The organism is Streptococcus oralis, assembly GCF_001579175.1.
In the GTDB taxonomy this organism is placed as follows: domain Bacteria; phylum Bacillota; class Bacilli; order Lactobacillales; family Streptococcaceae; genus Streptococcus; species Streptococcus oralis_O.
Map to the genome: position 1 here is coordinate 725,843 of NZ_KQ970759.1, position 14,349 is coordinate 740,191.

11 protein-coding genes and 1 pseudogene are annotated in these 14,349 nt (G+C 41.2%); 2 read left to right on the forward strand and 10 right to left on the reverse strand.

Annotated features, from left to right (window positions below; all coding sequences use genetic code 11):
• The first annotated feature begins 1 nt into the window (after nucleotide 1).
• Nucleotides 2-1,681, forward strand: coding sequence for a ribonuclease J1 (rnjA, locus tag SORDD24_RS03675; protein WP_061407519.1), 1,680 nt, complete (start codon nucleotides 2-4; stop codon nucleotides 1,679-1,681).
• A gap of 39 nt (nucleotides 1,682-1,720) precedes the next feature.
• Here rnjA and mnmG read toward each other — a convergent pair whose 3' ends face one another.
• The 10 genes and pseudogenes from mnmG to SORDD24_RS03725 all read right to left on the reverse strand — a co-directional run bounded on the left by mnmG (nucleotide 1,721) and on the right by SORDD24_RS03725 (nucleotide 13,195).
• A complete protein-coding gene (gene mnmG / locus SORDD24_RS03680) occupies nucleotides 1,721-3,634 on the reverse strand; it encodes a tRNA uridine-5-carboxymethylaminomethyl(34) synthesis enzyme MnmG (RefSeq protein WP_061407523.1) in 1,914 nt (637 codons plus the stop codon).
• Between the two features lie 8 nt (nucleotides 3,635-3,642).
• Complete coding sequence (locus SORDD24_RS03685; RefSeq protein WP_061407526.1) at nucleotides 3,643-4,098, reverse strand: NUDIX hydrolase; 456 nt, start codon at nucleotides 4,096-4,098, stop codon at nucleotides 3,643-3,645.
• A gap of 140 nt (nucleotides 4,099-4,238) precedes the next feature.
• Nucleotides 4,239-5,360 carry a tRNA 2-thiouridine(34) synthase MnmA gene (mnmA, locus tag SORDD24_RS03690; protein WP_061407529.1) on the reverse strand — a complete coding sequence of 374 codons (1,122 nt, stop codon included), beginning with the start codon at nucleotides 5,358-5,360 and terminating at the stop codon, nucleotides 4,239-4,241.
• A 370-nt stretch (nucleotides 5,361-5,730) separates the two neighbouring features.
• Nucleotides 5,731-7,122, reverse strand: coding sequence for an argininosuccinate lyase (gene argH, locus SORDD24_RS03695; RefSeq protein WP_061407532.1), 1,392 nt, complete (start codon nucleotides 7,120-7,122; stop codon nucleotides 5,731-5,733).
• A gap of 27 nt (nucleotides 7,123-7,149) precedes the next feature.
• Entirely contained in the window at nucleotides 7,150-8,346 is a 1,197-nt protein-coding gene (locus SORDD24_RS03700) for an argininosuccinate synthase (protein WP_000031908.1), read from the reverse strand.
• A gap of 15 nt (nucleotides 8,347-8,361) precedes the next feature.
• Nucleotides 8,362-9,168, reverse strand: a complete 807-nt coding sequence (locus SORDD24_RS03705; RefSeq protein WP_061407534.1) for an ABC transporter substrate-binding protein — start codon at nucleotides 9,166-9,168, stop codon at nucleotides 8,362-8,364.
• A 228-nt stretch (nucleotides 9,169-9,396) separates the two neighbouring features.
• The gene (locus SORDD24_RS03710; RefSeq protein WP_061407537.1) at nucleotides 9,397-10,026 is read right to left on the reverse strand and encodes an ABC transporter ATP-binding protein; all 630 of its coding nucleotides are present in this window, start codon (nucleotides 10,024-10,026) and stop codon (nucleotides 9,397-9,399) included.
• Nucleotides 10,023-12,131 carry a bacteriocin-associated integral membrane family protein gene (locus tag SORDD24_RS03715; RefSeq protein WP_061407540.1) on the reverse strand — a complete coding sequence of 703 codons (2,109 nt, stop codon included), beginning with the start codon at nucleotides 12,129-12,131 and terminating at the stop codon, nucleotides 10,023-10,025. The genes SORDD24_RS03710 and SORDD24_RS03715 overlap by 4 nt, the downstream gene beginning before the upstream one ends.
• 54 nt (nucleotides 12,132-12,185) lie before the next feature.
• Nucleotides 12,186-12,464, reverse strand: a pseudogene (locus SORDD24_RS03720) (lactococcin 972 family bacteriocin); the annotation flags it as partial.
• A 191-nt stretch (nucleotides 12,465-12,655) separates the two neighbouring features.
• The gene (locus tag SORDD24_RS03725; RefSeq protein WP_231082673.1) at nucleotides 12,656-13,195 is read right to left on the reverse strand and encodes a hypothetical protein; all 540 of its coding nucleotides are present in this window, start codon (nucleotides 13,193-13,195) and stop codon (nucleotides 12,656-12,658) included.
• A 653-nt stretch (nucleotides 13,196-13,848) separates the two neighbouring features.
• Between SORDD24_RS03725 and SORDD24_RS11630 the strand changes: the two genes are divergently transcribed.
• The coding region (locus SORDD24_RS11630) for a helix-turn-helix domain-containing protein (protein ID WP_231082674.1) at nucleotides 13,849-14,349 on the forward strand (501 nt) is incomplete at its 3' end.

Here is a 14,349-nt window from a genome sequence, read left to right on the forward strand (position 1 = left end):
TATGGCCTACACTCTTAAACCTGAAGAAGTCGGCGTTTTTGCCATCGGTGGTCTGGGAGAAATCGGGAAAAACACTTACGGAATTGAATACCAAGACGAAATTATCATCGTCGATGCTGGGATTAAATTCCCGGAAGATGACTTGCTGGGTATCGACTACGTTATCCCTGACTACTCTTACATCGTGGACAATATCGACCGCGTCAAGGCCGTTTTGATTACACACGGACATGAGGACCACATCGGTGGGATTCCCTTCCTGCTCAAGCAAGCAAATGTCCCTATCTACGCTGGACCACTTGCCCTAGCTTTGATCCGTGGAAAACTCGAAGAACACGGCCTCTTGCGCAACGCCAAACTTTACGAAATCAACCACAACACTGAGTTGACCTTTAAAAATCTCAAGGCAACTTTCTTTAGAACAACCCACTCCATTCCAGAGCCTTTAGGGATTGTCATTCATACTCCTCAAGGAAAAATCGTCTGTACGGGTGACTTTAAGTTTGACTTTACTCCAGTTGGAGAACCTGCAGACTTGCACCGTATGGCTGCCCTTGGTGAAGAAGGAGTGCTCTGTCTCCTCTCTGACTCGACAAATGCGGAAGTACCAACCTTTACCAACTCTGAAAAAGTCGTTGGTCAGTCTATCATGAAGATCATCCAAGGCATTGAAGGACGTATCATCTTTGCATCCTTTGCCTCAAACATCTTCCGTCTCCAACAAGCAACAGAAGCCGCTGTTAAGACTGGACGCAAGATTGCTGTCTTTGGTCGTTCTATGGAAAAGGCCATTGTCAACGGGATCGAGCTTGGCTACATCAAAGCTCCTAAGGGAACCTTTATCGAGCCAAATGAAATCAAAGATTATCCTGCAGGCGAGGTTCTTATCCTCTGTACAGGTAGTCAGGGTGAGCCGATGGCAGCTCTCTCTCGTATCGCTAATGGAACTCACCGTCAGGTGCAACTCCAACCCGGCGATACCGTTATCTTCTCTTCAAGTCCAATCCCTGGAAATACTACTAGCGTCAACAAACTGATTAATATTATTTCAGAAGCTGGTGTTGAAGTCATCCACGGTAAAATCAACAATATCCACACCTCTGGACACGGTGGTCAGCAAGAGCAAAAACTCATGCTCCGCTTGATTAAGCCAAAATACTTCATGCCTGTTCATGGTGAATACCGTATGCAGAAAGTCCATGCTGGACTAGCGGTGGATACTGGTGTCGAGAAGGACAATATCTTTATCATGAGCAATGGTGATGTGCTTGCCCTTACTGCTAACTCGGCTCGTATCGCAGGCCACTTCAATGCCCAAGACATCTATGTCGATGGCAATCGTATCGGTGAAATCGGTGCAGCTGTCCTCAAAGATCGTCGTGATCTATCTGAAGATGGTGTCGTTCTAGCAGTCGCAACTGTTGACTTCAAATCGCAGATGATTCTGTCTGGGCCTGATATCCTCAGCCGAGGCTTTGTCTACATGAGAGAATCTGGTGACTTGATTCGCCAAAGCCAGCGCATCCTCTTCAATGCCATTCGTATCGCATTGAAAAACAAAGATGCTAGCGTGCAATCTGTCAATGGTGCTATTGTCAACGCCATTCGCCCCTTCCTCTATGAAAATACAGAACGTGAACCGATCATCATCCCGATGATCCTCACACCAGATGAAGAATAAGTCAACAAAACAGCCCCGATTTTTCGGAGCTGTTTTTCTCTATGCTTTCTTTTCTTGATTTTTAGAAATACTACGATTTTTCCCCTCAAGATAGACCATCAAAATAGAAATGTCTGCTGGGTTTACTCCCGAAATACGGCTAGCTTGGCCGATAGTTTCTGGATTGATGAGTTTGAACTTCTGGCGGGCTTCTGTCGCAATCGAGTCAATATCATCCCAGTCAATATTGGCTGGAATGCGTTTTTCTTCCATGCGTTTCATCTTGGCAACCTGATCCATGGCTTTGGAAATGTAGCCTTCGTACTTGATTTCTGTTTCAATCAATTCGATAATCTTGTCATCCAAGTCCTCAGCAGCTGGCCCGATGAAGGCAACCACATCTTGGTAAGAAACTTCTGGACGGCGAAGGAATTCCTTAGCTGTCACCGCATCTGTCAAGGGTTTGAAGCCCATTTTCTCAACCTTGGCATTAGTTTCCTTGACTGGTTTGAGTTTGATGCTGTCTAGTCGCTTCATCTCATTGTCAAATTGATTTTTCTTGATTTCAAAACGAGCCCAACGTTCATCGTCAACAAGCCCAATCTCGCGCCCCATCTCGGTCAAACGCATATCGGCATTGTCATGACGGAGGATGAGGCGGTATTCAGCACGACTGGTCAAGAGACGGTAGGGTTCAATAGTTCCCTTGGTCACCAAGTCGTCAATCATGACCCCGATATAGCCGTCACTTCGCTTCAAAATCAACTCAGGCTTGCCTTGGATTTTCAGAGCTGCATTGATACCAGCGATAATCCCTTGCCCAGCAGCTTCTTCGTAACCTGACGTTCCATTTGTCTGACCAGCAGTGAAAAGACCTGAGATTTTCTTGGTTTCCAGAGTGGCACGTAACTGGTGAGGCAAGACCATGTCGTACTCGATAGCATAACCAGTTCGCATCATCTCAGCATTTTCCAAACCTTTGATAGAATGAACTAGCTCGCGCTGTACATCTTCAGGCAGACTGGTTGAAAGACCTTGAACATAGACTTCCTCTGTATTGCGTCCTTCTGGCTCTAGGAAAAGTTGGTGACGTTCCTTGTCCGCAAAGCGCACAATCTTGTCCTCAATCGATGGACAGTAACGAGGCCCCACTCCCTTGACCACACCTGTAAACATAGGCGCACGGTGGAGGTTGTTTTGGATAATCTCATGACTGGTACCATTAGTGTAGGTCAACCAGCATGGCACTTGATCCTTAACATAGTCCTCATCACGTGAAGTGTAGGAGAAGTGATTTGGTGCTTCATCCCCTGGCTGAATCTCTGTCACATCGTAATTGATAGAAGAAGCCTTGACACGTGGAGGAGTTCCTGTCTTGAAACGACCGATTTCGAGTCCCAATTCCTTGAGGTTATCAGCTAGGTTAATCGAAGCTAGACTGTGGTTAGGACCTGATGAGTACTTGAGATCTCCGATGATGATTTCCCCACGGAGGGCAGTCCCTGTCGTCACGATAACAGCCTTGGCAGCATACTCTTGATGGGTCGCTGTACGAACACCGACAACCTTGCCATCTTCCACCAAAATCTCATCAATCATGGTTTGACGAAGGGTGAGGTTCTCTTGATTTTCAACCGTCTTGCGCATTTCCTTAGAGTAAAGCTCCTTGTCAGCCTGCGCACGAAGGGCGCGAACAGCTGGACCTTTCCCAGTGTTGAGCATCTTCATCTGGATGTAGGTCTTGTCAATGGTTTTAGCCATTTCACCACCAAGGGCATCGACTTCACGCACGACAATTCCCTTGGCAGAACCACCGATAGAAGGGTTACAAGGCATGAAAGCCAGCATTTCAATGTTGATGGTCGCAAGCAAGACCTTGCAGCCCATACGGCTGGCAGCTAAGGAAGCTTCAACCCCCGCATGTCCCGCACCGATTACAATAATATCGTATTCTTCCGTAAAATTATAAGTCATTTTCTCTCCTATTCTTCAAGATGAATGTGTCTTAGTTGGCCGTCCCAATCTGGTAGGGCTGTTTTTAAAAAGGCTGGAACTAGCTGGATATTCTGGAGCTTATCCAAATCAATCCACTCACAAGGCTGCGGTTTTTCGTCTTCCTGCATGGTCAATGGAGCATCTTCAAGTAAGTTGACCAGATAATGAAACTCAATGTTGTGATAGGAAACACCGTCTTGTTCAAAACGATTTTCAACTACAAAGGCTAGTCGCCCAGCCTGAGCTTTGACACCTAGTTCTTCCCTCACTTCACGGACTACCGCTTCTTCCGTTCTTTCATTGGCTTGGATGGCACCACCGATAGTGTAATACTTGCCCTCATCTTTGGTAACTAGGAGTTTGCTATTTTGGAGAATCAAGGCTGTCGCCCGAACTCCAAAAACCGTATTTCCCACTTTGGTCCGAAAATCCACTTGAGTCATCTCTTTCCTTTCCTCAAAACGACACAAAAACAGTCAAAACTCCAAAGAAGTGCAGGACAAAAAGACCTGCAACATCCATGAGCTTTGACCATCATTTCTATTGCTTTTATTATTGTAGCAAATTGAGAAAATTTGTCAAACTATATGTACTGACAAACCTGTCCGTCACGGTAGGCATTGTCAATCAAACCGCCACCGAGACACTCTTCGCCATCGTAAAAGACAACTGCCTGTCCTGGTGTGATCGCGCGTTGTGGCTCTGCAAAGACGACCTCCGCCTTGTCTCCTTTGACATGTACTGTCACCTTAGAATCAGGCTGACGGTAGCGGAATTTAGCCGTACATTCAAGCGTAAATTCCTCTGGCATGTCACGAGTAAAGTGGACTTGACTGGCCTCTAGGCTTGTTGACATGAGCGAGTCATGGTAGAATCCTTGTCCGACATAGAGGATATTCTTGCTTAGGTCTTTTCCGACAACGAACCACGGTGCATTGTCACCGCCGTGTTGGCCTCCAATACCGAGTCCGCCACGCTGACCGATTGTATAATACATCAGACCTGCATGCTCGCCCATATCGCGACCATCCACAGTCATCATGCGACCAGGCTGAGCTGGCAGATAGTTGCTGAGAAAGTTTTTAAAGTTCTTTTCTCCGATAAAGCAAATCCCTGTCGAGTCTTTCTTCTTAGCAGTCGCAAGTCCTGCTTCTTCAGCTAGTCTGCGAACTTCAGGCTTTTCCAAATGCCCCAGTGGGAACATGGTTTTTTGGAGTTGTTCCTGCGAAAGTTGACTGAGGAAATAGGTCTGATCCTTGCCATTGTCCACGCCACGAAGCATGTGAACGATGCCATCCTCATCACGCGCCACTCGAGCATAATGCCCAGTCGCTACATAGTCTGCACCCAAGGTCATAGCATAGTCCAAAAAGGCCTTGAACTTGATTTCCTTGTTACACATAACATCTGGATTTGGCGTGCGCCCTGCACGGTATTCCGCTAGGAAATACTCAAAAACGCGGTCCCAATACTCTTTTTCAAAATTGACAGAGTAGTAAGGAATGCCGATCTGGTCTGCCACCGCAGCCACATCCTTGTAATCTTCGGTCGCCGTACAGACGCCGTTTTCATCTGTGTCATCCCAGTTCTTCATGAAGATACCGATCACATCGTAGCCCTGCTCCTTGAGCAAGAGAGCCGTCACCGACGAATCAACACCACCACTCATCCCCACGACAACACGTGTTTTAGAGTTATCACTCATGGTAAGTCTCCCATCTATTCGTTTATTCATACCCTCAAAATTCTATTTACTAAGACTTTCAATAGAATTTCTTCGAGTATAGTCTTTTCGTTTGCTTTTAGGAGTAAAATGGTCTGGGAGACCATTTTAGCCTATCATCTTAAAATGAAAATATGATAGGCAACGAGTCGCAGGCATAACTCGAGTTAGGTAAGACGAGTTAACGACGTAATAAAAGATAAACGAAATGACTAGTTCACGATTGAAGGTCGTGTGTGCTTCAACGATTGAAGGTCGCTTGAGCAGTATTCATTATAACACGCTTGGTTGGAGAAGACAAGAAAGAGGCTGATAAATCATCTCAACCTCTCTTCCTTACTTTGCAAATGAATCAATTTTCCTCTTTAAGTTCTTTCTTCGCTTGTTCTATCTGGTATTTCACTTGCTCAAAGCCGGTTCCTCCTAAGGAATTCCGTCTCTGAACAGCGGTTTCTGGGCGCAAGTAGATATAAATATCCTCTTCAATCAAGGGATGGTAGACTTGCAACTCCTCCAAATCCCAATCTTGGATGTTTTTACCATGCTTGATAGAGTCTAGAACCAATTTCCCTACTATTTCATGCGCTTCTCTAAAAGGGAGTCCTTTTTCAGCCAAATAATCTGCCAGTTCGGTCGCATTCGAAAAATCATTCTCTGTAGATTGCTGCATTTTGGCCTTATTAACCTGCATGCTCGATAGCATGCCTGCCAACACATCCAGAGAATTTAAAATCGTTTCTACTGTATCAAACATGCCTTCCTTGTCCTCTTGCAAATCCTTATTATAGGCCAGAGGCAAAGACTTCATAACGGTCAATAGTCCAAGCAAGTTCCCGTAAACCCGTCCTGTCTTCCCTCGAATCAATTCGGCCATATCAGGATTTTTCTTCTGGGGCATGATAGACGAACCCGTTGAAAAGCTATCAGACAAGCTAATGTACTGATACTCAAAACTGCACCAATTGATGATTTCCTCACAAAAACGACTCATATGCATCATCAAAATGCTGGCATTTGACAGAAATTCCAAGATAAAATCACGGTCACTCACTGCGTCCAAGGAATTGGTATAGGGTTGTTGGAAACCCAATAAATCACTCGATAATTGACGATCGATTGGAAAAGTTGTCCCCGCCAAAGCAGCCGCACCCAGTGGAGATAGGTCCGTATGTTTCAAGTTAAATGCAAAACGCTCGCTGTCCCTTTGAAACATATTGTAATAAGCCATGAGATGGTGGGCAAAACTAATCGGTTGGGCGTGCTGCAAATGAGTATAGCCTGGCATGATGGTTTCCACATGTTTTTCAGCCAAATCCAGCAAAACACTATTCAGATTCGCCAACTTATCCAAGACATGGCCAAGCTGCTCCTTTAGATATAAGTGCATATCCGTTGCGACTTGGTCATTCCGAGAACGAGCCGTGTGTAGTTTCCCAGCCAGAGAACCAATTTTCTCTGTCAGCAACACTTCCATATTCATATGAATATCTTCATTTGCAATATCAAAATGAAGCTCTCCTGCCTCTAAATCTCGCAACAAAGCTTTCAGACCATCTTGGATCTGCTCCGCCTCTTCCAAGCTCAAAATGCCAGTCTGTCCTAGCATTTGAACATGAGCTAGGGAGCCCATCAAATCAAATTTTGCCAGCTGGTGGTCAAAGGAAATACTCGCACCGAACTGTTCTACCCACTCTTCCACAGTGCCTTCAAATCGACCACCCCATAATTTTGTATTTTTCGACATATCCTGTCGTCCCTTTCTATCGCGTCACTACTCAACATTTTTCTGAACTTCTGAATAAACCTTAGTCGGAAGCCCCCAAAGCTTGATAAATCCAACAGCCGCATCTTGGTCAAAAGTATCCGCACTGGTATAAGTCGCCAAATTTTCATCGTAAAGAGAATTTGGAGATTTCCGAGCCACTACCTGGGCGTTCCCCTTATAGAGTTTAACTTTTGCAGTTCCATTGACGACCTTCTGTGTCTCCTTGATATAGGCAATCAAAGCCTGAGTTGCTGGGCTAAACCACAAGGCATTATAGATGAGATTGGACAACTCATTTTCGATAATGGGTTTGAAATGAGCCACTTCTCTCACAAGAGTCAAGTCTTCAATCTCCTTATGAGCTGCCAATAAAGTCACAGCACCTGGGCACTCATAAATCTCTCTTGACTTAATACCGACTAGGCGATTTTCCACATGGTCAATACGACCAACACCGTGTTTGCCTGCAATTTCATTGAGCTTTTGAATCAAATCCGCCACTTTCATCTTCTCTCCATTGAGGGAGATGGGCACCCCACAGCTAAACTCAATGTCAATAAATTCTGGACTGTCTGGTGCCTCTTCTGGAGAAGATGTGATTCCAAATGCTTCTTCTGGCGCTTGGTTCCAAGGATTTTCCAAGACACCACATTCATTTGCACGTCCCCAAAGATTTTGATCGACAGAGTAAGGATTATCAAGGTCAGCAGGAACTGGAACACCGTTTTCTTTGGCATATTGGATTTCTTCTTCACGAGACCATTTCCACTCACGAACAGGCGCAACTACCTTTAGATTGGGATCCAAAGCTGCAATAGAAACTTCAAACCGAACTTGGTCGTTTCCCTTACCTGTACAACCATGGGCAATTGTGGTTGCCCCCGTCTGATGAGCTATTTCAACGAGTTTTTTTGAAATAAGAGGGCGACTCAGAGCAGATACCAAGGGATACTTTTGTTCATAGTAGGCATGAGCCTGAAGGGCCACTAAAACATAGTCATTAGCAAATTCTTCCTTAACATCAATGACATAAGACTCAACAGCCCCAACCTTGAGAGCTTTATCATGGATGAACTCCAAATCCTTTCCTTCACCCACATCCATACAAACAGCGATCACATCATAGTCCTTTTTTAACCATGTAATAGCAACTGATGTATCCAATCCACCTGAATAGGCTAAAATGACTTTTTCCTTACTCATTTCTCTTCCTTCTTTCTATTTTTCGATAGAGGCTTTAAAAGCATCGTCAATCAATTTGTCCAACTCCCCAGAATCCTTCAACTTCTGGATGGTTTTGTCAACCGCATCTTTTAATTCTTTACTGTCTTTTTTCATCGCAACAGCGTAGGAATCTTCTTTGTCATTGTCAAAATCAAACTCAGCGATGGCCAGGTCTGGATTATTCTCTACAAATCCTTTCGCCACTGGTTCCTCAAAGATAACCGCATCCAGTTGCCCTGATTTCAAATCTGTTATCAAATTTCCATTTTTAGGAAGTGAAACGAGAGAAGAATCCTGCAAAGTTTCTTTGGCCAGAGTTTCCTGGATAGAACCTTTCTGCGCTCCAACCTTTTTCTGAGCCAAATCCTTGACTGATTGGTAATTCGTTAATTCAGCTTTCCTTACGATAACCTTATTTTTCGAAGTGTAGTAGGGAATTGAAAAATCGTAAACTTGACTTCTCTCTTCCGTTTTAGAAACACCTGATATGGCAAGATCAGCCTTACCTGAATCAAGACTAGCCAGTACATTGTCAAAACTCATTGGAGAGAACTCCACTTCTACACCTAGTTCCTTTCCGATGGCTTTGGCTAGCTCAACATCTGAACCTACAATCTGATTTTTCCCATCAACCAATTTCTGATATTCAAATGGAGCAAACTCTGGATTTAGGGCCACCACCAATTTTCCTTTAGCCTTAATGGCTTCAACACCTTGGGATTGAGTGTTACTACAAGCAAATAATAAGGGAAACATAAGCAAACCAAACATCGTCATCAACACCTTCTTCACTTTATTCATAGAAAAGCCTCCTTTTATTTTTATACTTTATTATTGTATAAATAATACTCCTCTCATTCTCGTTTGTCAAGAGAAAACTGTATTTTATTTCATTTTAATTAAGAAAAAAGCTTATTATATGATATATTTTTACATATAATAAGCTTATTTATACTATTTGAGTTTTAAAAATACAATTGTCCAATTACAGGTAAGATGAAGAGATCAATGAACTCTCCACATTATCTTTCACAATTCAATGACTCGATGGCACTGTTCGGCCACATAGGCATCGTGGGTAACGATAATGACCGTTTTACCTTCCTTGTTCATATCTAAGAGAAAGTTCAAAACCAAATCTCGATTTTCAGGATCTAGAGAACCGGTTGGTTCATCTGCTAAAAGGAGCTGGCTGGGTTTTAAAATGGCTCTAGCAACTGCGATTCGCTGCTGTTCCCCTCCAGATAACTCTGAAACCTTTTGATGTAGAATTAATGGCAACCCCACTCTCTCTAAAATTTCTTCTATCTTTTTGACTTTGTCCTTCTTGGATAATTTTACATACTTTAGAGCGAGCATGAGATTATACTCTACCGTTTCATTATCAATCAGAGCAAAGTTTTGAAACAGATAGGAGATATGTTCGCGGATAATCGCTTGCGACTTAACAGAATTGACAGGTACATTTTGCTGACCGAAAATTTCATAATGTCCACTGTAATCGCCATCTATCAAACCCAAAAGATTTAACAAGGTTGACTTGCCACTGCCACTTTTCCCAACAATGGCAACTAAATCTCCTTGGTTAATTTTTAGAGATAAGTTCTCCAAAATAACTTTTTCCCCAATGGTTTTCGTAACATTTTCCAACTTTATCATAAGTGATCCCCTTTCAATAACTGCACTACATTTCGTTTTTCCATCTTAGAACCCAAGAAAAGCACAAACAGGATATCTAAGCCTGTAAATCCTGCAAAAAGTAGGAGCGGGAAAAGTGCCTGTGTAAAGAATAGCAAAATCATAAAAGGAAGGCTATAAACAGCTAATAGAAGACCCAGCAAGGAGCGATACCGATCTATCAATTTCCAGCCCATAAACTTCTTGGTGATAATATCTGTTCGCTTCAATAAGAAAGTTGTTACTAGTAAGAAGTAGGAAATCATCATACTAAGAAGACCAACCAAAGCAAAGAGTATATTGAAATTCCGAACAGCATCTCGATAAGAATCTACTTTATCTTGTTGAATGACTTGAATAGATGAAAATTTTAAATAATTCCCATCTGATAATTTCTCAACTAACGCTGTCACCTCTTTTTGATGTTGAGCCGTATTTTCGATTTTAATCGGGTTATTTAAACCTGTTGTAGACAGGGAGGCTTTTTCATCCCACATCATATCGGAATCATTGACCAAGCTAATAATTGGATTGTAGAGATTTTCCTTTCGCTTCTCGTTATAGGGGAAGAATGACCAATCACCTTCATAGTAAGCAATCTCGATATCCATCTCCTCTATCGTTCGTTTTTGCTGCTCTTCATACTTCATAGAAAGATAGGCAATTAATTTCCCCAAGAGCTGATTTTTATCTTCTTCACCTTTCGTACTTGCTGGCATCAAAATAACTTTTTTAGTGCCGGTATCGGGTAACTTGAATCCCTTGCTCTTTAGAAAATTGCGATTAGCATAGTAAACATCCACCGTATCTGTTAACTGATATTGCTGAATTTGTTCTGATTTGACAAAATTTTTTACAGGAAGACTGCTACTTTGCACATAGCCCGCCTGCGTTTTTTCTACCAAATCCAGATAAAATCGATAGAAATAATCCACTGCCTGCCCTGAGCCTGCCAACTGCTCTTGCCACAGGTTATCATTGAGTTGGAAAGTTTCCAAGGTCAGATAATTTCCTTGACTGATCCACTGTTTCTGGTAATCCAACTCTTTGTTTTCTTGCTCCAAACTTTTCCCCACCCCAATCAGTAAAACTGTCAGTAAAATGGTGGTTCCAATTTTCATCAAATAATTAAAGAGTAAACCAAATTTGAAAGATGAAAAACCTTTCAGCAAAGAGCTGATTGTCATTTTTTGAATTAAGAGATAAGTCAACCAACTGATAAAGAGATAAAGCTGCAAAAGCAAAAAATGAGACAACCACAGCATAGGGAACAAATCTTTTGGCTTGTAATCAAGTAAGAAAAACACACCTAGATTGATCACAAGCGCCCCACCTAGGAGGAGGTAGAGGTTGCCTTTTACAACATCAGCTAAAACAGCCCGATCTTGAAAACCAAGTAATTTTTGTACCCCAACTCTTTTCATCTCCATCATCGGTTGATACACTGTCACTAACACAAGAAGTAAAATAGCCAAGACAAAAACAATGGCAGATAAAAGCAAATCTCGATTTATGACTTCCACTGCACTTTTATAGGTCGGCTCTAGCAAGGTAGCCTGGTCTATCTTGAAAAAATCGCTCCATTTCTGTACAATCCTATCCTTGTCCATCTCTTGTGTAGAAGTTATCGTATAGCGACCATTTAAACTACGAGATGTATCCTTGATATAGGTTTGAAAAGTCATAAGCTGAATAGGCTTGGCTTTTAGAAAAGTCGGAATCGTACCAAGTTTATTGGAAATTTCTTTATTACTGTATACTCCCTCACCATCTGTGGTAAAATCAAGAGAAGAAATCCCAAACTCTTGGTAGGGGAAGGTATCTTTATCAAAAACACCAGACTTGACCACCTCATCACCACTGTCTGTTTTGATAATGGAGACTTTGTACTCCTTTGATACATCCTCAAAAAATCGAAGAACAGATACTGCAGGTTCATTAATATCTTTCAAATACAAATCCAAAGAATCTACAGTCTTTCCCATTTCCCGAATCCGCACCACTTCTCGTGTGTAGTTTATATTAAAAACAAAAAAAGTGGTACACAAAAGCAGGAGTAACATACAGAAATTACTGATTTTTTTCATAAAGATACCTCCAATAAAGTTCTCCCTCTCCTAATAGGAGAGGGAAAATTCCACTTAAAATCCATAGAAATATTCTAATCCTGTTGGCGGAATCTTTGTGAGGGAAGCTTGAGCCCAAACCTAGGGAGCTTCACGCTCCTTAGAGATTCTACTACCATGTCGGACCGTTGCTGTATGAGATCGAGTAGAATGTAAATAATCAGAATATCCAAAAGTTCCTGTCCAACCTACTCCATAATTCCATTGACCACCATCAACCCATACTGCTAAAGCATTTGTAGTAGCAAGCAAACCGCATGCCATTACGGTTGCTACACCATTTTTTTCATATTTGCTTCATATTATACAGTATTTTCAGAAAAAAAAGATAGAATTATTCATTTGTAAACATCGAAGTTCTGTTCTTTAAACAAGATTGATTATAACATTTTTTGAAGAATACAAGGGAGTCCCATATTGACTCCCTTGATTTGAAAAATATTTTAACTATTATCTTTATTCTTAAAACTAGAAATTGTAATATATTACCACATTCGTTTGATTTCTTCTCTATAAGCGACCTTATATCTCATTGCTGCATCATAGTAAAAATGGTAACAGTATTTGTAAAATTGATACCCTTTTCGATAGTATCTGTTTAGTTTTACATACATGCCCGGAGCTCCTTGTCCTAATAAGGCATCTAATATTGAACCAATACCAATCGCAGGGGTTAAATAAGGGATTAGAGCAGAAATAACACCTAGCAATACTGTACGACCTCTATTTTGAAAGTCAATATTATAAGTATGTGTATCAAGATAATACCAAGTAGTAGCTGATCTCGCCATAACAGGCTGTTCAGTTGACTGCTCTTCATCTTTACTTACTTGAACCATACTATCAAATTCATCTGAGGTTAGTTCTAAGACCCCATCAATAAAAACATTGTGTTCGTCATCAATATATACTTTTGACACCGTTCCATCTTCGTTTGTGATTGCTAGATTATGTGAATCTACAACACGAACATACGACGGATTGGATTGAAAATCAGACGTTGTCAAATTAGATTTGCTATTCATAGCAGATTCTAAAGCTAAAGCCGTTGGAGAGAATATATTAAGAAAAATTATGGTCAAAAGAAACAGAGAACATTTTTTCATTTTGCAAACCTACTTTCTTATAAAATATTTAATGACAACATAACTAATAGGGAATGTTAACAGTATCAAAAATATAATTTGAATCTTATAAATATCTGGTTGAAAAAATGAAATATAACAACCCGTCAACAACAATCCCATGAAAACGACACCAAAAATAAAATCAACTATATAGTCATTTTTATTTCTTTTCAAAAATATCACCTCCTAGCACTATACAAATCTAACACCAATTGGCTAATGATAGCACATTACGTCTCTATATGTCGTAAGCTCCCTCCTCTCTTGATTAAATAACTAGCGCATTATATTGGCCAATTCCACGGAAACTGTGAAGCTAAGGTGACCAAGAATGCAAAAAAGACCAAAAAGCGAAATACTTTTTTATCCATAATGTTTCTCCTATCTTTTTATAGCTATATTATAACTCTTTTTCTTAACGCCAAAGATTTTTGTTTGCTTTTTCACAAATTTATTTTAGATTTCTTTTTTACTTTTTATACTACTATGATACAATATTTTTAATCAGTTTCTATTTTCTGTTAACTTTTTTCACGAACAAGGAGGAGAACATGCGCTATGATTTCGGAAAAGTATATAAAGACATCCGTGAGTCAAAAGGATTAACCCAAGAAGATGTCTGTGGTAGCGTCCTTTCCAGAACCAGCCTATCAAAAATCGAAAGCGGGAAAACAACTCCTAAATATGAGAATATGGAGTTTCTTCTCCGACAAGTCAATATGAGTTTTGAAGAGTTTGAATATATCTGTCAACTTTATCAACCAAGTCAACGCACAGAAATTATGCAAACCTATCTCAATATGAGCTCAATCCTAGGGACTAGTGAACTCGAAAAACTATTTCAAAAATGTCAAGACTACCTCAAAACTCACCACGATCTCCCCATCAAAGAGATACGAGATATGCTAGAAATTGTTATCTATACCCGCCAAAATGGGACTAAAAAACTGTCAATCGAAGTTAACAATACTGTAAAGAAGCTATGGAAGAAGATAGAAAAGCAGGACACTTGGTACGAGAATGACTTAAAAATTCTCAATACCATTCTCTTT